Genomic DNA, 22,099 nt, shown 5'->3' with positions numbered 1-22,099 from the left:
CCGGCATTCAGCCTTTTCAGGAGACCCTCACATGAACACCATCCTCGGCACCGGCTTTGCCGCCACCGCAGCCCTTATCGCCATCTCCGGCGTCGCCACCACGGCTCCTGCGGTCGCCGCCGGCGCCAAGATCCATTGCTACGGCGTCAACACCTGCAAGGGGACGTCGGACTGCAAGACCGCGAAGAGCGATTGCAAAGGCCAGAATGCCTGCAAGGGGCAGGGCTTCAAGGAAATGACCGGCAACAAGTGCACCGCCGCCGGGGGTAGCCTGACCGCACCGCAATAAGCCTTTTATGCGAGCCCGGTCGAATGCCTGGGCTCGCACCTTTCGGGATCGCACTCATGATGCAAGCACCGACATTCCAGGGTTTTGGCCTCGGCCTGCGCCCGCCGCATTATCCGGACTTTATCGAGCATCGGATTGCGGTCGATTTCGTCGAAGTGATCTCGGAAAATTTCATGATCGGCGGTGGACGCCCGCGTCATGTCCTCGACCGCGTGCGCGAGAATTATCCGGTCGCGCTGCACGGCGTGTCGATGTCGATCGGATCGGCCGACGGGCTCGACCGCGATTATCTCGCGCGACTCAAAGTGCTGGTCGATCATGTCCAGCCGCTGTTCGTGTCCGACCATCTATGCTGGACGCGGATCGACGGGTTCAACTCGCACGATCTGCTGCCGTTACCCTATACAGGGGAAGCGCTCGGCGTCGTGTGCGAGAATATCGATCAGGCACAGAATGTGCTCGGCCGCGCCATGCTGATCGAGAACCCGTCGACCTATTTGCAATTCGCTGGTGGAGCGACCGAATGGGATTTCATCGCCGAGATGTGCGCGCGCACCGGGTGCGACCTGCTGCTTGACGTCAACAATATCTTAGTCAGCGCGACCAATCACGGTTTCGACCCGATCGACTATCTCGACGGCGTGCCGGCCGGGCGCGTTCGCCAGATCCATCTCGCCGGGCATAGCCAGGGCGCAGACCTGCTGATCGACACGCACGATCGTGCGGTGCCGCCATCGGTCTGGTCGCTGTACGAGGCGGCATGCGCTCGCGTCGGACCGGTCGCGACGATGATCGAGCGCGACGACGACATTCCACCGCTCGCCGACCTGCTCGGCGAGCTGGCCATCGCCCGCGCTCTGGGCCGGCCCGGTATGAAGGCTGCGGCATGAGGATTGCGGCATGAGCCTGGCGATGCTTCAACGCGCCTTTGGGCAGGATCTGGTGCGCGACCTCGATCCCGGCGAAGGGCCGGGCTTCAGGGTTTATCACAACGCTTATCGCGCGCAGCTCGCCGATTGCCTCGCCGAGACGTTCGAGCAGGCCCGCGCCTGGCTCGGCGATGCGGCGTTCATGGACGCCGCACGCGACCATATCGAACATACGCCGCCCAGCGGATGGACGCTCGGCGTTTACGGCGACGGGTTCGATCGAACGCTGGCGCGACTATATCCCGACGATCCGGAAGTCGCCGAACTCGCGTGGCTCGAATGGGCGCTCGGCCGGGCGTTCGAGGGCCGCGATGCGGTCGCCCTGGCCGCCGATAAACTGGCAGATACCGACTGGGATCGAGCCATACTCAACTTCGTACCGACGCTTTGCCTTGGTCATGCGCGCACCAATGCCGGCGCGATCTGGTCTTCATTGTCGAGTGGCGATGCTCCGCCCCCCGCCATCGTCCTGCCTGAGCCCGGCGCTATGCTGGTCTGGCGGCAGGAATTCATGCCATGTTTCCGGTCGATCGAAATGATCGAACATGGGGCTTTGGCAATGATGTCCGGCGGCGCGACTTTTGCCGCGATGTGCGGCACGCTGGTCGAGACGCAGGGCGAAACCGCCGGAGTCGCGACCGCCGGCGCAATGCTCGGCCAATGGCTGGCCGATGGACTGATCAACGATATAACCGAGGAATGACCATGCGCACGATCCTGCCCGCACTGCTGCTCTGCACCGCCGTCACCGCATCCGCCCAGGCTCCGGATACACCTTCGCCGGTCGTCGTTGAACTGTTCCAAAGTCAGGGTTGTTCGTCCTGCCCGCCGGCCGATGTCGTGCTCAACGCGCTGGCCGCGCGACGCGACGTGATCGCACTGAATTTCGCGGTGACCTATTGGGACTATCTCGGCTGGAAAGACAGTTTCGCCAAGCCCGCCTTCACTGAACGGCAATGGGATTATGCGCGGGCCGGCGGTCGCCGCAACGTATCGACGCCGCAAATGATCGTCGGTGGTCGAACCGCGATCGTCGGTAGCCGCGCGAGCGACGCCGACGCGACGATCGCCCGTGCTCGCGCCGCTGCCGCAACCGGTCCCGCGATACAGGTCGCCGGCGACACGGTGGCGATTGCTGCCGGGAAGACCGCGGCGCCAGCGACGTTGTGGCTGGTGCGCTATGACCCGCGCACCATCGCCGTGCCGATCGGCGCGGGCGAGAATGGCGGCAGGACCATTCCGCATCGTAATATCGTCCGTCAGATGGCCGCGCTGGGCACCTGGCGCGGCACGGCGGCGCGCTTCGCCTTGCCAAAGCGTGAGGGCGCTCTTGAGAGTGTCCTGCTGTTACAGGCCGGCAAAGGCGGTCCGATCGTGTCGGCGCGACGGCTGTAATCGGCGACCGTCGAGCAGATTCTCAGACGTAATGCGGCTCGCCATGTTCGCGCAGCGCTTCGTAATGAACCAGCGCGGGTTCCGGGCCGAATGCTGCCGGTTTGCCGTCGCGGAACGCCCATTCGCCCCGGTCGCAATCCTCGGCGCGGACATAACCGTTGATGTACAGCCGACGCTGGTGCGTCGACCGGTTGGTGCCAGAGCCGTGCACCAGATGGGGGCTCCACAGCGCAAGGTCACCGGGATCGAGGATCACATCGATCGCATCGTCGAGCGACAGGCCGGCCGAGAGCAAAGCTGAATCACTCATCGACCGGCCAAGTACTTCGACCGAAACGTCCAGATCGATATCGCCGCGCAAATGGCTGCCGGGAATGAAACGCATGCAGCCGGTTTCGGGCGTATGCGGATCGATCGCGAGACCGGTCTGGATATAGGAGGTGCCGAGGTTGCGATACGCGTCGTCGGGCTTGCGAAAGCGTGAATCCTGGTGCCAGGCGAAATCGCCCTGACCGCCCGGCGCCTTCCAATGGAGCTGGTTGATGATCTGCTTCAGGTCGCGGCCGATCAGCGGCGCGAGGATTTCCACGATGCGCGGATCCGTCCGCACGTCGTTGAGCACCGTTTGATGATAGGATGGCCATTGCACCATGCGCACCAGCGGCCCGTTGGATCCTTCCGCGACATTGTAGAACAGATTGCCGTGCCGGAAGCTGCGACCGTGCGCGACGCCTTCGGCATGGACACGGTCGACAGTCGCGCCGATCGTCTCGATCTCGGCCGGGGTAAAGACGCCGCGCACGATCGCATAACCGTCACGTTGATAGGCGGTGCGAAGGTCGCCGCCATCGATATTCGCCATGCCTATTCCTTCCATCGGTCACCTCAATCGTCGTTTGGCGATCGGTAGATTTCTTCATCGAGCTCGCCTTCCCAGCGCGCGACAATGGTCGCGACGGTGAGGTTCGCGCTCGCGCTTGGTACGGTGCGGGTCATGTCGAGCAACCGGTCGAACGGCAGCACGAAGCCGACCACCAGCGCGGTCTGTTCGGGCGCGACACCGACCGCCGACAGCACGGCGGCAAGCATGAACAGCGAGGCGGAAGGAACGGGTGCGGTACCGAACGCGGCGAGCGCGCCGGTCAGCAGCACCAGACCATAGACGCCGGGGGTGAGGGGCGTGCCGAACGCCTGCAGCGCGAACATGCTGAGCAGGCCGACATACATCGCCGTGCCGTCCTTGCCGATGCTCGCACCGAGCGGCAGCACGGTCGAGAAGACGGGGCGGCCGACACCGAGATTTTTCTCCGCGACGCGCATCGCGACCGGCAAGGTCGCGGAACTTGACGCGGTCGAAAAGGCGACGACCAGCGCATCGACGATGCCGCGAAAAAAGGGCAGCACCGGCAAGCGCGCGGCGAAGCGGAGCAACAAGCTGTGCACCACGACGATCTGGATCAGCGAACCGAGCACCACGGCAAGCGCGAGCCAGCCGACATGTACGAACACCGCCGCGCCATTGGCCGCGACCGCGCCGGCGATCAGCGCGAACACGCCGAACGGAGTCGCCTCCATGACGATGCCGACGATGCGTAGCAGCACCGCAGAGAGCGACTGGAGCAAGGCGGCGAAGGGTTTACCTGCTTCACCCGCGATCACCGTGCCGGCCCCGAGCAGGATCGCGACGAAGATCAACGCCAGCATGTCGCCCTTCGCCAGCGCCTCGACGATGTTGAGCGGGACGATGCCGATCAACTGGTCATAGGGTGTGACCGGATCGCCCAGCGGGTGTGCCACCGCGGTGCCGATCGGCGCGCCGATTCCCGGCCGTAGCAGTGCCGCGACCGCCATGCCGACCGATACGGCGATCGCGGTGGTGAAGGCGAACAGCCCGATGGTCTTCGCACCAAGTCCGCCGAGGCGCCTGGGATCGGCCAGCGCGGTGATGCCCGATGCGATCGTCACCAGCACGATCGGCGCGACCAGCATGCGGATCGCGCGCACGAACAAATCGCCCATGAACGCCACCGCCGGAGTCGCCGATGGCCAAACCAAAGCGAAGATCAGGCCGAGCGCCAGCGCGCCTAACACGCGCTTCCACAAGGCGATCGCGAACCAGGTGCGCAGCACGGTCAAGGGCAGGAACCGGGTGTCGGTTTATGCGGCAGGGCACGTCCGCCCGCCCGGCGCGTCAGCACGCCCTTGTCGACCGTCAGCACGCCGTTGACGATCACCGTGCCGACCCCGACGGTCAGCAACGTCGGCTGTTCATAGGTCGCGCGCGGCGCATAGCGTTTCGGGTCGAACACGACGACATCGGCGAACGCGCCGGGCTTGAGGTGTCCGCGTCCTTCGAGATGGAAAGTGTCCGCGGTCAGTGCCGAGCTGCGCTCGATGAACTCGCGCAAGCTGATGACCTTATCGGCAACGACATATTTCGCATATTTGCGCGCGAAGGTCGCATAGACGCGGGGGTGCCCGGTCGAGGCGTCGGACCCGGTCATCACCCAGGGCTGCTTCATGAAAGCGGCGATGTCGGGCTCGATCTGGTTGAACGACGCGACTGACGGGTCGTGCAGGCGGATCAGTGCGATCGCGGCGGCGAGCGGGTCCTGTTTGCGCGTCCTGGCGATGTCGGCGAGGGTGTGGCCCTTAAACTGGCCCTCAGTGATCAGCAGCGATGCCGCGCCGCCGCGCTTGCGCAGGTTCTCCGTCATGCCGGTGCGCATTCGTTCGGCGAGCTTGGGATCGTCGAAGCGCTTGAGCAATGCGACGCGTCCGCCATCCTGAGCCCAGAGCGGGATCAGCGATGCGACCAGGCTCGTGCCCGATGCCGACCAGGGATATTGATCGGCGGTAACGTCCTGGCCCGCGCGGCGCGCGGCCTCGACCTTGGCGATGATCGCGCCGGCCTGGCCCTGCACATCGACGCCAAGCGCCTTGATGTGTGAAATATGCACCGGCAATTTGCCCAGCCGCCCGACCTCGATCGCTTCGCCGATCGCCACCGCGAGGCCGACCGTATAGCTCGATTCATCGCGGATATGGCTGTCATAGATGCCGCCGCGCTTGCCCGCCTCGGCGGCGAGCGCAGCCACTTCGTCGGTCCTGGCGAAACTCTGCGGCGCGTAGAACAGGCCGGTCGAAAACCCCATCGCGCCCTGGCACATCGCGCTTGCGGTCAGCGCCTTCATCCGGCCCAGCTCGGCAGCGGTCGGTGCGCGATCGACCGCGCCGATCACGCGCCCACGGATCGCGCCGAAGCCGGCATAGGCAGCGAAGTTGATCCCGACCGGCAATTTCTTCGCGCTGGCCAGCACTTGGGCGACATTCGGATCGCCACCGCCGTCATTGCCGACGAATGCGGTGGTCACGCCCTGCATCAGGAACGGCGCGATCAGGCGCGTTGCGGCCGACCGGTCGGTCAGCGATGTCCCGACATGCGTGTGCGGGTCGATAAAGCCCGGCGCGACGATCATGCCGGTCGCGTCGATCGTCCGTTTGGCGGTCACATCGGCATGGCGGCCCACGATGCGGATGCGGTCGCCGCTGATCGCCACGTCACCGACGAACGGCGCGTCCGATCCGGTATAGACGGTGCCACCTTGGATCAGGATATCGACACTTTGCGGTGCCGGTGCCGCGCCGGGTGCAAGCGCGACGATGGTTGCCACGGCGGCGATGCGCACGATGCGTTTCATGTCGTTCCCCAGAAGCCCTTGGTTGGTGGAGCGAGCATGCCGCTATCGTCCCTGACCCCGCCCGGGCGATCCTCCCTGAGCCAGATCGGACCGTCAAGGTCGACAAAGTCCGACAGCCGCGCGATGTGCAGGGCGGGGGCAATCGACAGCGACGAACTAACCATACATCCGGTCATCAGTCCAAGCCCGCGCGCGCGCGCCGCCTGAGCCAGTTCGAGCGCAGCGGTCAGCCCGCCGGCCTTGTCGAGCTTTACGTTCACATGACTGTAGCGCCGCGCGATCATCTCCAGATCTGCGGCGACATGCACGGATTCATCGGCGCAGATCGCGATGGAGGACTTGAAGCCTTCGAGCCATGCATCGTCATCGGCCGGAACGGGCTGCTCGAGCAGGTCGACGCGTGCCTCGATCAGCACCGACTGCATCGCTTCGACCAGCGCCTGATTCCAGCTCTCGTTCGGATCGACGATCAGTGCAGCATTGGGTGCAGCATTTCGCACCGCGCGGATCTGTGCGGCAGGGTCGTTCGCGTCGACCTTGATCTTGAGCAATGGCGAGTCGGCGACCGCAGCGGCGGCCAGGGCCATCGCCTCGGGCGTATCGATCACGATGGTCAATGCGCTGGCTATCCGGCCTGGTTCGGGCATGCCGATCAGGCTCGCGACAGTCCGGCCCGATCGGCGCGCTTCAAGGTCCCAGAGCGCGCAATCGACCGCGTTGCGTGCTGCACCCGGGAGGAGCAGGGACAACAGATCTGCCCGGCTCCCGCCCAACTCGATCACCGGACGCACATCATCGATCGCGTGCAGTGCGTTCTCGATGCTTTCGCCATAGCGCGGATAAGGAACGCCTTCACCACGACCGACCAGGTCGCCATCGGTGATCGTCACCGTCACGACATCGGCAGCGGTCTTGACCCCGCGCGCGATGCGAAACGGCGCGATCAGGTCGAACCGGTCGTGCTGCGCGTGAAGGGTCAGCGTCATGCGAGCAATCGGTCGATCACGCTCTCGACCCCGAAGCGCATCGGATCGGTGCAGGGCAGGCCGAGCCGCGCGGCCGTGGCTTCGCACTGCGCCCGCGCCGCCTCCGGCGTCATCGCCGAGGTGTTGAGACACACGCCGACCGCGCGTACCGCCGGGCTGGTCAGCCGCGCGACCTGCAGATTCATCGCCAGGCATTCCTCGATGCCGGGAAGCGCGCGTCCCGGAATGCCGCGCATATCGGTGCGCATCGGATCGTGACACATCACGATCGCCTCCGCCTGGGCACCGTGCAGCAGGCCGGTCGATACACCGGCAAAGGACGGGTGGAACAGCGAACCCTGTCCTTCGATCATGTCCCAGCCATCGTCGTCGCGTGCCGGGGCAAGCTGCTCGATCGCCCCTGAAATGAAATCGGCGACAACCGCATCGACCGGTACGCCGCCGCCCGCGATCAGGATGCCGGTCTGCCCGGTCGCGCGGAAGTCGGCGGTGACGCCGCGTGTCCGCAGCGCGGTGGTCAGCGCCAGCGTGGTGTACATCTTGCCGACCGAGCAATCGGTGCCGACGGTCAGCAAGCGATGGCCGGCACGGGCATAACCATTCCCGACGATAAGGTCCGCCGGCGGATCGCGCACGTCGAACAATTGCAATCCGCGTTGCTCGGCGAGCAGGGCAAGGCGCGGCACGTCGCGCAGCCGTTGATGCAGGCCGGCGGCGACATTCATCCCCACCTCGAGCGCGGCGATGGCATCGGCGATCAGGTCTTCGCCCATCTTGCCGCCGGAATTGGCGATGCCGAGCACCAGGGTCCGCGCACCCGCCACTGCGCCTTCGACCATGTTCATGCGCGGCAGGTCGAGGGTGAACGGGCAGTCGTCGTAGCGGAATTCACCAACACAGGCGTCGGGGCGGAACACGGCGAGTCCACGCGAGGTCTTGATGCCGACGGCGTCGGTGCTGTGACCGAGATACAGGAGATAGGGTGCAGGGATCATCCGAGCGATCGTATCGCCGCCCCGCGCCGTCTTCGGCATAATGAGTGCGCGGCTGGCTATAGCTTCGCGTTATGGAGCGTCGATCACGCGCGCCAGCGTGTTGAGGAAATCGGTCGCCAGCGCGGTCGGCGGGCGATTGACCAGGAACATGGCATGCACGTCGAAGGTAAGCTGTGGTTTGAGCGGCCGGATCGACAGCCCGGGCGCAAGCGACGCCTGTGCGGTGAAGCTGTCGACCACCGTCATGCCGACGCCTTGCCGTACTAAGGCAGCGGCGATGTAGAAGGTACGCGCCGACACCATTTCATCGAGCTCGAGGTCGAGCCGCTGCAGTTCCTGGGTGAAGAGTTGTCCCATGGGGCCACTTCCCGCCAGGCTGATGAAACGCCGTCCACGCAAGGCCTCGAGCTCGATCCGCGGCGGTGCGTCGGGCATATCCTGTTCGCGATACAAGACGACCAGTTCGCCTTCGCCGAGCCAGCGATGGCTGATCGGCGTTGCCGGCGGCACCTCGAACGCGAGCGCGATATCGGTCTCGCGTTCGTACAATTTTCGCAGCAGATCGTCGTGATGGACAGTTTGCAGGTCGAACCGCACTTTTTCATGGGTACGAAGAAAGCGCGACACCGCAGTGGGCAGGGCATCGAGCGCGAGTGACGGCAATGCTGAGATGCGCAACATGCCGGTCGCGCCACGCTTCAGATTCCGCCCGGCCTCGCGCAGCGCATAGACCCGGTCCTGGATCTCGCTCACTTCGGCGAACAGGCTATGCGCGTCCTCGGTTGCGACCAGCCCGGCATTGGTACGCTGGAACAGCGGGAAGCCGAGCAGCGATTCCGCGTGGCGCAGCATCTTCGATACCGATGGTTGCGAGACGTTGAGCGCGCGCGCGGCGGCGCTGACCGAGCCGTTGACATACACAGCGTGGAAGATTTCGATATGGCGCAGGTTCATCGGTGGCCGGCTTTCGACATGAGATCAGCCTAGGGAGATTTGCCGATCATGCAAACGGCCGGCTGATCGTATCTAATCGACCGGATCGCACGGCGTTTGAATCGCGCCGCACGATGGCGGCGGCGCGCGGGGAGATATGACACACCGTAATGTGTCATATCTCGGCTGAGGTCAGGGACGGCATCGCGCGCGCCACTGTTCAAAAAGGCTGTTTATTATCAGTTGGTTAATAGCTACTGATGTTGAAATCACAGCTGCCGAAATCGTATCGCGTCTCAACAGGTCGTCAGTCCTGGACGATCCGCCCGTCATGAAAACGACCGGCTGATCGCACTCGATCGGCCGGCCGTTGGTAATGGTTGCGATGACCCGTTGGTGACCTTCAGGCCTGAGCGCCGATCACGCGTACATGGCCATTGCCGTGCGACATGCGCTTCAGGCCGGGAATGGCGGTCATCATATCGGCGAGCATGGCACCGCGACCGCCAAGTGCGGAAGTGCCACTGGTTGCCTTGAGATCGGGCACGATCGCGAGATAACCGTCGAGCGCATGGCGACGCGCTTCATTCTCGGTTTCGGCGTCGAGCGTGTCGCCCCTGGTCATGAGCACCACGACGTTGAGCTTGGTCTTGCCGCGCGGCGAGGCGAAATAACCTTCGACGATCTTGCCGTTGGCCAGCGCATAGCGACCCTTGAAGATGCTGAGGCGGCTATCGGTCGGGTCGATTGCCGCTGCCATTGATGGCGCGGCCATGGCCGGTGCGCTGAATCCGGCGACTGCCGAGGCCGCGATCGGTACGGCGGCCATTCCGCCGACCACGCTGCGGCGGTTGAGCGGCTTGGTAACGATGGTTTCCACCGGTGCTGCACCCAGATCAGTTTCGTTCGACATGCTGGCCCCCAAAATGTCACCACAACCTTATTATCGTCAGCGTAACGATACATTCAGATCGTTACAACCATTTGCTCTACCCACTTGTAACCCGGGCAAGCTTATCGAACGAGCATCACCTCGGCGATATGTCGCCGGCCGCCGGAGCGTGCGAGCTGCACAAACACATCGACGGTGCTGCGGACATAATGATGCACATCTTCGCGGCCAAGCTGCGTGCCGGTTTGCAGTACGAGCAAGGTGATTTGTTCGATCGCGCGTTCGGTGCTGTCGGCGTGAACCGTGGTCATCGATCCGGGGTGCCCGGTGTTGACCGCGCGCAGGAAAGTATAGGCCTCGTTACCGCGCAATTCGCCGACAATGATGCGATCAGGCCGCATGCGCAGCGATGCCGCGAGCAGGTCGTCGGCGGTCACCCGTGCTTCGCCGAGTTCCCCGCGCGCCGCGAGCAGGCCGATCGCGTTTTCGTGGCGCAGCTTCAATTCGGGCGTGTCCTCGATCAGGATCAGCCGTTCCGCCTCGGGGATTTCGCGGAGCAGCGCGTTGAGAAAAGTGGTCTTGCCGGTCGATGTGCCGCCGGACACCAGGATGTTCTTGCGCGACCGCACCGCCAGCGCGAGCATCGCGGCGATGTCGCCCGCATCAAGCAAGGCGGCGAGCTTGATGTCGATTTCGCTGCGAGCCGAAAGATCGCCATGCCGCGTATCGGCGAACGCCCCGGTCGCGACATAATCGTCGAGCGTCAGGTCGGGCGAGACATGTTTGCGTATCGCCAGCGCCAGACCCGACCGGGTCGCCGGCGGGACGACGATCTGCACCCGCGCGCCGTCCGGCAAGGACGCAGAAAGCAGCGGATGTTCGCGGCTGATCCCCTGGTTGGACAAAGCCGCGATCTGCCGCGCGAGCCGCGCCAATGTCGCTTCGTCCAGGCCGGGCGCGTCATGGCGTTCGATCGCGCCCGCCATGCTTTCGATCCACACTTCGCCGGGACGGTTGACATAGATGTCGGTGATATCGGGCCGCATCAGATATTCGGCGAGCGGTGCGAGATAGCTTTGCAGGTAGAGCGGGCGATCGCTGGTAATGGTGCTCGCGCTCATCGCCGTCCCTCGACCCCGGTGAAATCGAGATCGCGCGCGACGAACACGCTGATCGCGGTGCCCTGCCGGACACGCAAGGTCGGCTGAATCTGCGAACCGTTGGTCAGCGGGGCGGCACTGTTCTGCACCGCGCCGGGCAGGGCGACCACGACAGCGGAATTATTGCCGCCAACCCGCGAGGCGAGATTGACCCCGACATCAAGCGTCGATTGCAGGATCGCCGCGCCGAAACGGGCGAGAAAATGGCTGTTGACCCTGCCCTTGATGCCGACTTGGCCGAGCGGGTCGGCGGCGGGCGAATTGAGCGCGATCGTCACGCCGTCGGGGCGCACCAGCCGAGTCCACATGACTAATGCGCGGTTCTGTCCGGGCCGCAGATCGGCCTTATATTCGCCGATCAGGCGACTGCCGCGCTGGATCAATATCTTGCTGCCGTCGAAGCCGCGCACATCGCTTTGCACCAGCGCACGGGCCAACCCCGGCCGAGTCGAATCGAGCGCTGTTTCGAGCACCGCGGGGATCAGCGCGCCCTGCGGCACGGTGGTCGCGCGATTGCGCATGTAACCGGCGCGGACGCTGGCGCCACCGACTCCACCTGCGGTGCCGGCGCCCGCGCCATCGGGTGCCGCAGCCGGCGCTTCGCCGCTGCCGAGATCGACCACCAGCACAGGATCCGCCGTGCTGCGCGCCGCAACTGGCGGCGCAGGCGGCCCTTGGTATTGCGGCGGCATCTGCTGCATCGGCGGCGGCATATAAACGATACGAGGCTGCGGCGCGGGCCGAGGCGGCGGCGGAGCCGTCGTCGGCACAACCAGCGGCTGGGGTGCGACGAGAACTGCCTCCGGGGGGATATAAAGCGGCGCGGGCTGAACCGCCGCGCCGCCCGACAGGTCGGAGGCGCGCGCCTTGGTCGCGGGCGCGGTCAGTGCGCGGCGTCGGCCATCGAGGATCGTGAACAGCAGCACTGCGGCGATCACGATGCCGATCGCGATCACCCAGATCGGCACGCCCGAAGACGGCATCGCGACTACCGGACGGATATCGCCCTCACGCTGGCCGGCGATGCGTGGATCGCCACCGGATGGCCTGGTCGCCATCAGTTCTTGGCCCTGACGCGATCGGCGCGGGCGATCTTCTTGTCGAAGCGAAAAACGAGCCTTTGCTGCACGCTGTCGATGACATATTGGCCATCGCGCATCGCGCCATCGACCAGCGTTTCGCGCTTCCTCGAATCGAGTGCGAACACCGCCGGAAGCGCGCTCTCCATGGGCCAGGAGATGAAGGTCTTTTCGCCATCGTCGTCGATTGCGCTCGGCCAGATGTCGCGCGCGCCGCTCAGCTTGTAGCGTCCCGGCTGTTTTTCGGCCGTGGTCGCGACCGATGCGACGGCGGGTGCGGGGTAGGTGAAGCGCACAGTGAACGCCATGTCGGGCAGCGGACCATAAAGCGGCAGTAGCTCGAAATTATAACTTCGTGCGTCGGTCACCACCGTCATGTTGGTCGACACACCATTCTGCACCGCCTTGATGAACAGATGGTCACCGCGCTTGTTCGGGGTCACCTGCCATGCACCACTGTCCCCGACCGCGACATTCTCGACCCGCTCGCCGGGGCCGAATTCGACGGTCAATTGATAACCGCTCGCGACTTGCAGCGAGACGACCTGCGCCGCGTCGTACGCGACCGTCTGGATACGCGGGTCGCCGGGGCCAGGAACGGGACGCGTTTGTGCGGTGGCCGCGAGCGGGGCGGCGAGCAGGCAAAGAGCGAGCAATAGCCTCAAAGCGTGACCCCGCTGCCGCCTGATCGCCGAGGTGCGGGGGCCTGTTGCGGGATGCTGTTTGGATAGGCGCGCACGGCGGCGCCGGTCGGCGCTGACTCTTGCTGGATCACTACCGTGCCCGGAGGAACAACGACCACCGGATCGGCCGGAGCCAGCGCTTCGGCATCGCGGCGATAGCGCAGCACCTGGAAACCGAGCGGGTTCATGAAGCGATCCTCACGCTGCATCGGCTCGCCCGAGAAGCGATAACGGATGATCGATACCCAGGCTTGTGGTGGCTTGGCTTGGCCACCCGCGTCGCGTCGCTGCGTTTCGAACCGGACCAGCGCCGAATTGCCGCCTAGCGGGGAGATGCTCTTCACGCGGGTCGAGATTGTGGTTGATTTCGGTAGTCGCGCCAACGGGCTGTCAGGGTTGGAATATTGGACGCTCGATACATATTCCGATCGCGCCGGATCGGCCGACCAAAGCGACGCCTTGCGATAATTGGATTGCAGCGCGTCGATGTCGAAGCTTTCGCGGGCGATGACATATTGCACCAGGAACGACTGAGTCAGCGCCTTGTCCGGTGCGATCGTCGCCGCATCGAGCGGCTTCAGCGTCTCGACAAAGCCGGTGTTGCGATCGACCAACAGCGTATAGGGCACCACCGTCTTCAGCGGCATTAGCACGATCAGCGCGATCGCCTCGAACAGGGCGATCACAATCGCAGCGGTCGCAACGATCCATGCGACCTTGCGCGACGCGCGCAACGCTTCCTGCTGGTCGTTGGCCCAGGTTTCCGCAGCCTTGTAATAGCTTTCGCGCGGTATCTTCGTGGTCTTGTTCATCTGTTCCCGTCCCGCCGCGCGGCCCCTGCCGACACACGCCCCCTGGTGCGGCGGCGATTGCTTTGGCCGAGCGGCGTCGCCGCCGCCACCGGAATGTCACGCGACACCGCCTGGCTGCCGATCCGCGCACCGATCTGCGTCACCGGCGGTGGTGGTGCCGCGGCGTCGCGCCGCTGGCTCGCGGCGACCGCGTCGGCGATCGCGATCGCGCGCGAACGCGGCTCGTCCGCAATTGCCGACCGGCTCGGCGCGGGCAGCAATGCCTGTCGCCGGTCCTGACCGGACAGCGCATCGGCGAGGCGGGTAGGGGACAGCCGCCATGTATCGGGGATGCGGAAGCCATGCGCGACTTTCGCCACCGCGATCAGCGTGGCGATCAGCGTCAGCGCGAACACCAAAGTCATGACGAGCAATTCGACCGGTGCGGCCGGCGTCGAGATATCGGCGTAGCGTTGGGTCAATACGTTCGCCAACCACGGCTCGATCAGCGCCAGTTCGACACCGAGGATGATCGCGGTCGACAGCGCGCCAAGCGTCGCGCCAACCACGCCTCGCACCCATCCCTCGAACAACCCACGGGTTGCATCGAACAGCAGGAACAGTGCGAATAACGGTCCCAAGGCGAGCAACAGCCCGGCAACCAGGCGCACCGAGGCGAACCCGGCGATTGCGCCGGTGAGATAGAGGGTGCGCGCCTGCCCGAGCCGGTCATTATCCTTGGCCGGATCCCAGCGCGGGCGTTGCAGGCCGCGTTGCAGCCTTTGCTGTTCCTGCTGCTGCTGTTGCGGGGTCAGTGTCTGGGTCGGGCCGGCGATCACTTCGGCATCGTCCGGCTTGCCCGTGCCGATCGCGATCAATGCCGCGATATTATTATCGACGCCCTGCAGCCGTGCGATCAACCCGCCGCCAGAGCCCGGTAGCCCGGCCGGCTGGCCGATATTGGCCGCGAGCTGCGCCGGGCCATGCATCGCGACATTATAGGCAAGCGCACGGAATGCCGGCCAGCTCGTCGCCAGCACCAGCACCAGCCCGATCTTGACCACCGCCGCTACGCCATCGCGCGCATCGGGTGTCTGGCCCAGGATCATGCGATAGCCGAATAGCGCGATGAACAAGGTCAGCATGCCGCCGAGCATCAGCGACACGCCGGATCCCGGCGTCGCCAGCGCCTGATATCCACCCTGGCCGATCGCTTGCGCCTGGCAATCGACATAATTGAGCACGCCCGCCAGGAACGCGTCGCCGGAATAGATTGACGGACAAGCCATCAGGCGCGCTCGAGCAATTTGGGGATCCAGTCGACCGGATCGTCGCCGCTGGTCTGGCGGATCTCGTCGAGCAATCGCACCGTGCGTTCGCGCCCCGATAATATGGTCAGCAGGTCGCGCTCGCCGGTCAGGTTGAGCCGTGCGACGACGCTGTCGGTGCCGTGCTTGACCAGGAAGCAATGCGCATCGTCGGGCAGCGTTCGCACCAGTTCATATTCGTGCGGCGTCAGCCCGAAGCCGTCGATATAATCCGCCGCCCGCGCCTTGGGATTGGTCATGAAGATCTGCGTCGCGGCCTGCTCGATGATCGCGCTGGCGATCTTGCTCTCCAGCGCGTCCTGCGCGCTCTGTGTGGCGAAGCCGACGATGCCGTTGCGTTTGCGGATCGTCTTTTCCCAGTCCTTGATCCGGCGCACGAACACATCGTCGTCGAGCGCCTTCCACCCTTCATCGACGACGATGATCGCTGCCGTGCCGTCGAGCCGTTCCTCGACGCGGTGGAACAGGTACATCATTGCCGGGGTCCGTACAGTCGGATCGTCGAGGATCGCGGTCATGTCGAAGCCGACCGCTTCCGCCGACAAATCGGTCAGGTCGCGCTCGTTATCGAACAGCCAGGCGCGTTCGCCATCACCCCACCATGGCCGCAGCCGCGCCCACATGTCGGCGGCATGCGGACGATGCCCGCCACGGAACAGCTCGGCGAGATGGCGCAAGCGGCGATGTTCGATCGGCTGCGCGAAACTGGCGTCGATCGCGTCCTTGATCCTGGCGACATCGTCGATGTCCGCGCCGCCGACCAGCATTGCGACCCAGTCGATCAGGAATTGCCGGTTGGCGGCATTGTCATCGATCTGCAGCGGGTTGAGCCCCGATGCGTTGCCGGGACGGAGCAAGTCGTAGCGCCCGCCGATCGCGCGGATGAACAGTTCCGCGCCGCGATCCTTGTCGAAGAAGATGATCCGCGGCCGGAATTTGCGCGCCTGGGCGAGCAGGAAGTTGAGTACCACCGTCTTGCCCGAGCCCGATGGGCCGATGACGGTGAAATTGCCCAGGTCGCCCTGGTGGAAATTGAAATGATAGGGGCCGGCCGCGGTGGTCTCGAGCAACGTCACCGCATCGCCCCAATGATTGCCCTGCGCGCGTCCGAGCGGGAAATTATGGCTGCTGGCTAGACCAGCGAAATTGCCCGTCGAGATCAACCCACGTCGCGCGATATATTTGAAATTGCCCGGAAACTGTGCCCAGAATGCGGGCTCAAGCGCAATCTCCTCACGCACCGCGATGATGCCGAGATCGGCGAGCGATGCCTGCACTTCCGCCACGCCGTCATCGACCTCGCCCGGCGTGGTACCGCGCACCGCGATGGTCATGTGATGTTCGCCATAACCGGCGCGCCCGGCGGCGACCTCGTCCTTGGCGCTGGACAATTCTGCGCGCAGGCTGACGGCCTCATCCTCGGCCGATTTCATCCGGCGCATTGCCAGGTTCATCTTGCCCAGCGCGGCGTTGCGATCGACGAAGCCGAACGATTGCGACACGGTCAGTTCGAACGGCAGGCGCAGCAATTCGTCGAACATGCCGGGCGCGGTCTGGCCGGGGTAATCCTTGATCGAGACCATGCCGACAAAGGCGCGCGGGCTGTTGCCGGCGGGCGCCAATTCGACCGTGTCCTGCCCGAAGCTGATCCGCCGATAAGGCAGGTAATCGCCCGCATCCTGCATCGGCAGCAATACGGGGCGCATTTCGCCATTGTACAGCGAGGAGAGGAATTCGAGCGGCTCGGAACACGGGCCCTGCGCGGTGTCGTAAACGCCGAGCAGGCGCGGCGCATAACTACCGAGTTGAGCGAGCAAGGCGTCGCGCGCGGCATCGAGCTGACGCAACTCATGGACGGATTCGTCGTTCGCTGTCGTCACGGAGCGGCCGAGCAGCCCACGGACCCGATCGGCAATGCCTACGCGGCCCTGCAATGGCCGGCGTATCAAGGTCAGGAACAGTTCGTTGACATACAGCTGCTTGGCATCGAGCCGCGCGCGCCATGCCGCGTCGAGCTGTTCGGAGAAGGCATCGGGGAATTCGGCGACCATGTCGGTGTCGACGCGCCGGCGCACGACGTGATGGTTGAGCGCGAAACGCGACGATCCGATCGCCTGCAACATCGCATCGCGCAGGCCCTTGCGGTAATTGATCTCGTCGGTGTCGGCGGTCTCGAACAGCAGCCCGCGCAGATGGATCACCTGCATCAGCATCCCGTCGCGGGTCGCGATCGTGTGATCGTCGACATGCCGCGCATAAGGGAGGTGATGGCCGGCCGGTTTCTCTCGCGCTGCCGCCTTCCGGTCCTGGCTCAGGGGCGGTAGGAGTTGCATCGCCAGATCGCATGGTTGCGGACGCGCGGACAGCGCGACACACGGGTCAGCCACAGGTCGAAGATGCGTGGTTCGCGCAGGCACAACAGCACACCCGCGACATGCACGATGAGCGCCACGGCCAGCACCCAGATCGAATGGAAGATCAGGAACAATTCGGTCGCGACGACCGCGTTGACCACGAAATAACTATAGGTGACGCCGGCGAACATCTGTGGCCGGGTGAGGGCGACGAACACCGTATCGCGCTCCAACCCGGTCATGTTCAGTTACCCAGGCCGGCGGTCGATTGAATGCCCGCGACGATGCTCGCCGCGCCGAACAGGATGAAACAGCCCAGGATCACCGTCGCGCCGTAGCGCCAGTTGATCCGCCCGGTCAGCATCATGAACCCGACCACCGCGATCGCGATCACCGCGCAGACGGTGGCGACGGTGCCGAGCAAAGTGCCCTGCATCCATTGCACCGCAGAGACAAGCACGCCAGAGCCCGCGGGATCGGCAAGCGAATCCTGCGCCGCTGCCATGCTCGACTGAATCATCGCGGCGCTTCCCGCCAGCCAGAATGCCGCTGTTTTACTGTGGAACTTCACGCAATTACCCCACCCGGTCTTTCGCCACCAGAATCGATCCGCACACTGCGCGTTCGCCCGCCGATTGCCAATCCCTAGATGACGATTTGGTCCCGTTGGCGATTTGGGTGACGATGCTGCGGGTCCCGGCTGCCAGTCCGGGCGGCCAGCCCGGTTCAGGCTGCGCTGCGCAGTATCTGCGCCAGCCAGTCGTTGACCTCGCAATCGACGACGAGATGGACGCGATCCTCGGTGCCGCGATTGGCGACACGGTGCGGGTCGGCGAGCCGCAAATACCAGGCGCTGCCCGGCGCCATCGCCACCGGAATGCCGTTGAGCATGAATTCGACCCCGGGATTGGTCGTGATCGGGATATGGATCCGCGCCTTGCCCCAATCGGCGGCGAGATCATGATCATTGTGCTCCTTGATCACCGACCCCGGGGTCAGCCGCATCAGCCGCGCCGCGTGCATCGGACATTCGAAGCTCGCCAGCACCTCCGTCAGATAAGGCGAAGCGGCGAGATAGGGTCCGTCGACGAATTCTGTTGCGGTCGGATCGGCGTAGATCATCTTGATCGGGTGCGTCGCACCCTTGGCGAAGCGCAACGGCAGCACGCTCCAGTCGCCTTCGTAATTCTGCGGCACATAATGTTTGGTCCATGCATCCCGTTCGAGCCGCTCAAGATCGGCGCACAGCCTCTCGGGGTCGAACGAGAAGGGCAGGCGCAGGCGGTCGGCATAACTATGAGTGGGGCTATGAGCGGGCCTATGGGCGGATTGTTGCAGCACATCGAGCATGATAGGCGGACACCCCTGATCGGGATCGATGCCCCGATATCCGGTCAGCCTATCGGCCGCGAGGGCGGTTGGAAAGACGGCGCGCGCGATTCATGACTACAGATACCGACATCCGCAATGTTCCGGCGTTACTCGATGGTTTTCGCCGGTATTTGATGACCGACGTGCCACTGCAACAACGGCTGGCGGCACTTTACGAGGGCAATTCGTTCGCGGCGGCGGTCGCCGAGGCCGCCATCGCGGCAGGCATTTCGCTATCGAGCGAGGATGTGTGGACCGGCTTGCAGCCCGATCCGCTGGGCCTGTCGCGCTTCGACGATCGACCTGCCAACGATATTGCCTGGCCCGACAAGCATTGGCTGCCCTCTGCCATGGTCGCAGCCGGCCCGGAATTTGTCGTCGACTGGATGCACTTCGCGGGGCGGCGCCTGACCGATCCGTTTTTCAACGGATCCCTGACGCACGCGCGCGCGTTGCCGCTCAATCGGCTGATGCGGTATCGCACACCGCTCGGTGCTTTTGCGCAAGGCGCCGAGGGGGAGGCGTTGACCGTTCCCAACGGGTTCATCTTCCATCTTTCGCGCTGTGGCTCGACCCTGGCGGCACAGATGCTCGCGGCGATGGACGATACGATCGTCGTATCGGAACCACCGCCGCTCGATGCGGTCGTGCAACTTACCCACGTACGCAAGGACGTGCCGTTCGAAACACGGGTCGATGTGTTGCGCACCATGGTCGGTGCGCTGGGCCGTGACTGGACCGGCGCGGCGCGCAACTATGTGGTGAAGCTAGACAGCTGGCATGCGCTCGAACTGCCGCTGTTCCGTCAGGCATTTCCCGACACGCCCTGGGTCTTTCTTTATCGCGATCCGGTCGAAATACTTGTTTCGCATATGCGCATGCGCGGCCTGCAGGCTGTGCCGGGCGGCACAACGGTCGATTTCGGCATTATCGATGGCGGCGACATGCCGTTCGAGGAATACACCGCTCGCGTTCTGCGCAGCGTCAGCAATGCGGTGATCGACCATCACGGTTTGGGCGGCGGCCTGGTGATCAATTACGATGCGCTGCCAGGCGCGATCGAGGCCCAGATATTGCCCCATTTCGGGATCGCGCCCGGCGCCGAGGCGATCGCCAGGCTGCGTACCGCGAGCGAACGGAATGCCAAGGCTCCCGGACAGGGTTTCAACCGCGATACCGAGCGCAAGCAGCAGGACGCGACGCCGGCGATCCGCGCTGCGGCGGCCGAGTTCCTCGCCGAGCCCTTTCGTCAGCTCGAGGCGCTGCGTCTGGCGCCGGGCGCGGCGTGATCGGGAAGGCGCGATGAGCGCGATCTTCGGCGTGATCCGGACCGACCGCGGAATGGTGTCGGAACGCGAGCTGGGACGCATGGCCAATACGCTTGCGCATCGCGGACCCGATGGCCGGCATATCGAGGTCGATGACGGCGTCGGCGTCGGACATTGTCTGATGCGGGTCAATCGCGAAGACTGGTATGACGCACAGCCGATTCGTGACGGCGCGATCACGCTGGTCGCCGATCTCCGGCTCGACAATCGCGAAGCGCTGGCTGCCGCGCTCGGCATCGACGAGACGATGCTTCGCGATATGCCCGACAGTGTGTTGCTGCTCGCCGCCTATCGCGAATGGGGAGCGGATTGCGCCGATCGCCTGCTCGGCGATTTCGTTTTTGCGATCTGGGATGGCGCGTTGCGCACGCTCACGCTGGCGCGCGATCATATGGGCCAGCGCGGCGTTTTTTTTCACCATGGCGAGGGGCTGTTCGCCTTCGCCAGCGAACCGAAGGCGTTGTGGGCGGTCGAGGGCGTGCCACGCCGACTGTCCGAAGAAGCGATCGGCCAGCGGCTGCTCTTTCCGGTCGATCACAGAATCGGCGCGACCCTGTACGAGGGGATCGAGATCCTGCCGGGCGGACATGTCCTGACGCTGGCGGCTGATGGCACTCGCGCGATTCGTGCTTATTGGCAACCGCGCGCAGCGCCTGAGCATCTTGGCCGGGACGAGACCTATTATATCGATGGATATCGCCGGGTGCTGGGTGAAGCGGTGGCGTGCCGGCTACGCCGGCTCGGGCGTCCGCCTGCCTTGCTGTTCAGCGGCGGCTTCGACAGTGGCGGGATCGCCGCGCTTGCCGCGCCGGTGATGGCCGAACAGGGGCACCAAATCATCGCCTTATGTTCGGCGCTGGCCGAGGATGCGCCGCCACCGGTGCACGATTCACGCGCCGCAGCCGAGGCATTCCGCGACTATCCGCACATCGATCTGCGCTATTTCGTGCGCACGGACGAAACCCCGTTCAGCGACATCGAGACGAGTTTCGCCGCGACCGACGACAGCGCGAGCACCGCCTATGTCCGTCGCGGCCTTTATCGCATGGCGTCGGCGGCTGGCCCGCGTATGGTGCTGGACGGCATGGGCGGCGATCTCACCCTCAACGTGCGGAGTGGAGCGATGCTCGGCCGCATTTTGCTCGGCGGGCGCGTGCCCAGCTTTCTTCGTGAGCTACGCGCACGTCGTCGCGCGACCGGGCGGTCGATGCTGCATATCCTGCGCGAGGACGTCATGCCCGCGCTGACGCCGTTATGGCTATCGGCGGCAATCCGTTCCTGGCGGCGGCGCGGTGTGCCGATGTGGCGGATGCGGCCGATCAATGCGAGCTTCGCGCAACGGTTGTTCGATCAAGGCACGATCGACCCTGACCGGCTGATCGTGCCGGGGCCGGCCTATTATCGCTGGGAGGCGCGACGGCTCGATTTCCTACGCAAGGCGGCATGGAGCCAGCCGAATGAAACAATCCTGGCGGCGAGCGAGGGACTTGAATTTTCCCGCCCCTATCTGGACCGCCGCGTCGTCGAGCTTGCGCTGGCAATCCCGGATTTCCTGCATCTGCGATTCGGCAATGAGCGTTATCTGGCGCGGATGGCGCTGGCCGAATATTTGCCCGTACGGTTACTGCTCAGCGGTCCCGGCAATATGTCGGAAAGCCCCGATATGTACCATGCGACGCGCGATAGCGTGCCGGACGCTCTGGCTGCGGTGCGCGCGCTGGACCATGACGGCCGTCTATCGCGATATATCGATTTCAAGGCGCTGGCGCACTCGATCGAGGCGATTGACCCGTCGGAACGCAACGGTCTTCGCGCGCTGCACCGGGCATCACGCACGATCGCGCTGGCGCGCTTCATTGCCTGGTTCGACGACCGCAATCGCTGA

22 protein-coding genes are annotated in these 22,099 nt (G+C 64.7%); 6 read left to right on the top strand and 16 right to left on the bottom strand.

Features of this window, described 5'->3' with window-relative positions; all coding sequences use genetic code 11:
* Nucleotides 1-31: 31 nt before the first annotated feature.
* From bufA2 to ACVWZA_RS09945, 4 genes are read left to right on the top strand one after another with little or no spacing between them, the layout of a single operon-like run.
* Nucleotides 32-289, top strand: a complete 258-nt coding sequence (gene bufA2, locus ACVWZA_RS09960; RefSeq protein WP_457311041.1) for a BufA2 family periplasmic bufferin-type metallophore — start codon at nucleotides 32-34, stop codon at nucleotides 287-289.
* 59 nt (nucleotides 290-348) lie between these two features.
* Nucleotides 349-1,179: an MNIO family bufferin maturase gene (bufB, locus tag ACVWZA_RS09955; protein ID WP_457311155.1), complete on the top strand. Its 831-nt coding sequence runs from the start codon at nucleotides 349-351 to the stop codon at nucleotides 1,177-1,179.
* 10 nt (nucleotides 1,180-1,189) lie between these two features.
* Nucleotides 1,190-1,921 carry an HvfC/BufC family peptide modification chaperone gene (locus ACVWZA_RS09950; RefSeq protein ID WP_457311040.1) on the top strand — a complete coding sequence of 244 codons (732 nt, stop codon included), beginning with the start codon at nucleotides 1,190-1,192 and terminating at the stop codon, nucleotides 1,919-1,921.
* Between the two features lie 2 nt (nucleotides 1,922-1,923).
* Nucleotides 1,924-2,613 carry a DUF1223 domain-containing protein gene (locus ACVWZA_RS09945; RefSeq protein ID WP_457311039.1) on the top strand — a complete coding sequence of 230 codons (690 nt, stop codon included), beginning with the start codon at nucleotides 1,924-1,926 and terminating at the stop codon, nucleotides 2,611-2,613.
* A 22-nt stretch (nucleotides 2,614-2,635) separates the two neighbouring features.
* On the opposite strand, the gene ACVWZA_RS09940 is transcribed toward ACVWZA_RS09945, so the two are convergent.
* From ACVWZA_RS09940 to ACVWZA_RS09865, 16 genes are all read right to left on the bottom strand, one after another.
* Complete coding sequence (locus ACVWZA_RS09940) at nucleotides 2,636-3,475, bottom strand: phytanoyl-CoA dioxygenase family protein (RefSeq protein WP_457311038.1); 840 nt, start codon at nucleotides 3,473-3,475, stop codon at nucleotides 2,636-2,638.
* Between the two features lie 23 nt (nucleotides 3,476-3,498).
* The gene (locus ACVWZA_RS09935) at nucleotides 3,499-4,749 is read right to left on the bottom strand and encodes a dicarboxylate/amino acid:cation symporter (RefSeq protein ID WP_457311037.1); all 1,251 of its coding nucleotides are present in this window, start codon (nucleotides 4,747-4,749) and stop codon (nucleotides 3,499-3,501) included.
* Nucleotides 4,746-6,314, bottom strand: coding sequence for an N-acyl-D-amino-acid deacylase family protein (locus ACVWZA_RS09930; protein WP_457311036.1), 1,569 nt, complete (start codon nucleotides 6,312-6,314; stop codon nucleotides 4,746-4,748). Before ACVWZA_RS09930 ends, ACVWZA_RS09935 begins: the two co-directional genes overlap by 4 nt.
* Nucleotides 6,311-7,300, bottom strand: coding sequence for an N-acetyl-D-Glu racemase DgcA (dgcA, locus tag ACVWZA_RS09925; RefSeq protein ID WP_457311035.1), 990 nt, complete (start codon nucleotides 7,298-7,300; stop codon nucleotides 6,311-6,313). The genes ACVWZA_RS09930 and dgcA overlap by 4 nt, the downstream gene beginning before the upstream one ends.
* Nucleotides 7,297-8,295 carry an N-acetyltransferase DgcN gene (gene dgcN, locus ACVWZA_RS09920; protein ID WP_457311034.1) on the bottom strand — a complete coding sequence of 333 codons (999 nt, stop codon included), beginning with the start codon at nucleotides 8,293-8,295 and terminating at the stop codon, nucleotides 7,297-7,299. The genes dgcA and dgcN overlap by 4 nt, the downstream gene beginning before the upstream one ends.
* A 69-nt stretch (nucleotides 8,296-8,364) precedes the next feature.
* Entirely contained in the window at nucleotides 8,365-9,249 is an 885-nt protein-coding gene (locus ACVWZA_RS09915; protein WP_457311033.1) for a LysR family transcriptional regulator, read from the bottom strand.
* A gap of 382 nt (nucleotides 9,250-9,631) precedes the next feature.
* Nucleotides 9,632-10,141: a hypothetical protein gene (locus ACVWZA_RS09910; RefSeq protein ID WP_457311032.1), complete on the bottom strand. Its 510-nt coding sequence runs from the start codon at nucleotides 10,139-10,141 to the stop codon at nucleotides 9,632-9,634.
* 101 nt (nucleotides 10,142-10,242) lie between these two features.
* Complete coding sequence (virB11, locus tag ACVWZA_RS09905) at nucleotides 10,243-11,241, bottom strand: P-type DNA transfer ATPase VirB11 (protein ID WP_457311031.1); 999 nt, start codon at nucleotides 11,239-11,241, stop codon at nucleotides 10,243-10,245.
* Nucleotides 11,238-12,338 carry a TrbI/VirB10 family protein gene (locus ACVWZA_RS09900; protein ID WP_457311030.1) on the bottom strand — a complete coding sequence of 367 codons (1,101 nt, stop codon included), beginning with the start codon at nucleotides 12,336-12,338 and terminating at the stop codon, nucleotides 11,238-11,240. The genes virB11 and ACVWZA_RS09900 overlap by 4 nt, the downstream gene beginning before the upstream one ends.
* Nucleotides 12,338-13,024: a TrbG/VirB9 family P-type conjugative transfer protein gene (locus tag ACVWZA_RS09895; RefSeq protein WP_457311029.1), complete on the bottom strand. Its 687-nt coding sequence runs from the start codon at nucleotides 13,022-13,024 to the stop codon at nucleotides 12,338-12,340. Before ACVWZA_RS09895 ends, ACVWZA_RS09900 begins: the two co-directional genes overlap by 1 nt.
* On the bottom strand, nucleotides 13,021-13,854 hold the full coding sequence (locus ACVWZA_RS09890) for a virB8 family protein (RefSeq protein WP_457311028.1): 834 nt from the start codon (nucleotides 13,852-13,854) through the stop codon (nucleotides 13,021-13,023). The genes ACVWZA_RS09895 and ACVWZA_RS09890 overlap by 4 nt, the downstream gene beginning before the upstream one ends.
* Nucleotides 13,851-15,122: a type IV secretion system protein gene (locus tag ACVWZA_RS09885; protein ID WP_457311027.1), complete on the bottom strand. Its 1,272-nt coding sequence runs from the start codon at nucleotides 15,120-15,122 to the stop codon at nucleotides 13,851-13,853. Before ACVWZA_RS09885 ends, ACVWZA_RS09890 begins: the two co-directional genes overlap by 4 nt.
* Nucleotides 15,122-17,494, bottom strand: a complete 2,373-nt coding sequence (locus ACVWZA_RS09880; protein ID WP_457311026.1) for a VirB4 family type IV secretion/conjugal transfer ATPase — start codon at nucleotides 17,492-17,494, stop codon at nucleotides 15,122-15,124. The genes ACVWZA_RS09885 and ACVWZA_RS09880 overlap by 1 nt, the downstream gene beginning before the upstream one ends.
* Nucleotides 17,473-17,757: a type IV secretion system protein VirB3 gene (locus ACVWZA_RS09875; RefSeq protein WP_457311025.1), complete on the bottom strand. Its 285-nt coding sequence runs from the start codon at nucleotides 17,755-17,757 to the stop codon at nucleotides 17,473-17,475. The genes ACVWZA_RS09880 and ACVWZA_RS09875 overlap by 22 nt, the downstream gene beginning before the upstream one ends.
* A 2-nt stretch (nucleotides 17,758-17,759) precedes the next feature.
* Nucleotides 17,760-18,035 (bottom strand): TrbC/VirB2 family protein, encoded by a 276-nt coding sequence (locus ACVWZA_RS09870; RefSeq protein WP_457311154.1) that lies wholly within the window; start codon nucleotides 18,033-18,035, stop codon nucleotides 17,760-17,762.
* A 206-nt stretch (nucleotides 18,036-18,241) separates the two neighbouring features.
* On the bottom strand, nucleotides 18,242-18,865 hold the full coding sequence (locus tag ACVWZA_RS09865) for an aspartyl/asparaginyl beta-hydroxylase domain-containing protein (protein WP_457311024.1): 624 nt from the start codon (nucleotides 18,863-18,865) through the stop codon (nucleotides 18,242-18,244).
* A 92-nt stretch (nucleotides 18,866-18,957) separates the two neighbouring features.
* Here ACVWZA_RS09865 and ACVWZA_RS09860 point away from each other — a divergent pair, with 92 nt between their 5' ends.
* Nucleotides 18,958-20,175 carry a hypothetical protein gene (locus tag ACVWZA_RS09860; RefSeq protein ID WP_457311023.1) on the top strand — a complete coding sequence of 406 codons (1,218 nt, stop codon included), beginning with the start codon at nucleotides 18,958-18,960 and terminating at the stop codon, nucleotides 20,173-20,175.
* A gap of 13 nt (nucleotides 20,176-20,188) precedes the next feature.
* Nucleotides 20,189-22,099, top strand: a complete 1,911-nt coding sequence (locus ACVWZA_RS09855) for an asparagine synthase-related protein (RefSeq protein ID WP_457311022.1) — start codon at nucleotides 20,189-20,191, stop codon at nucleotides 22,097-22,099.

This window comes from Sphingomonas sp. UYAg733, assembly GCF_054057355.1.
The sequence above is the reverse complement of the archived record's forward strand: the minus strand, read 5'-3'. Positions and strand labels throughout refer to the sequence as shown.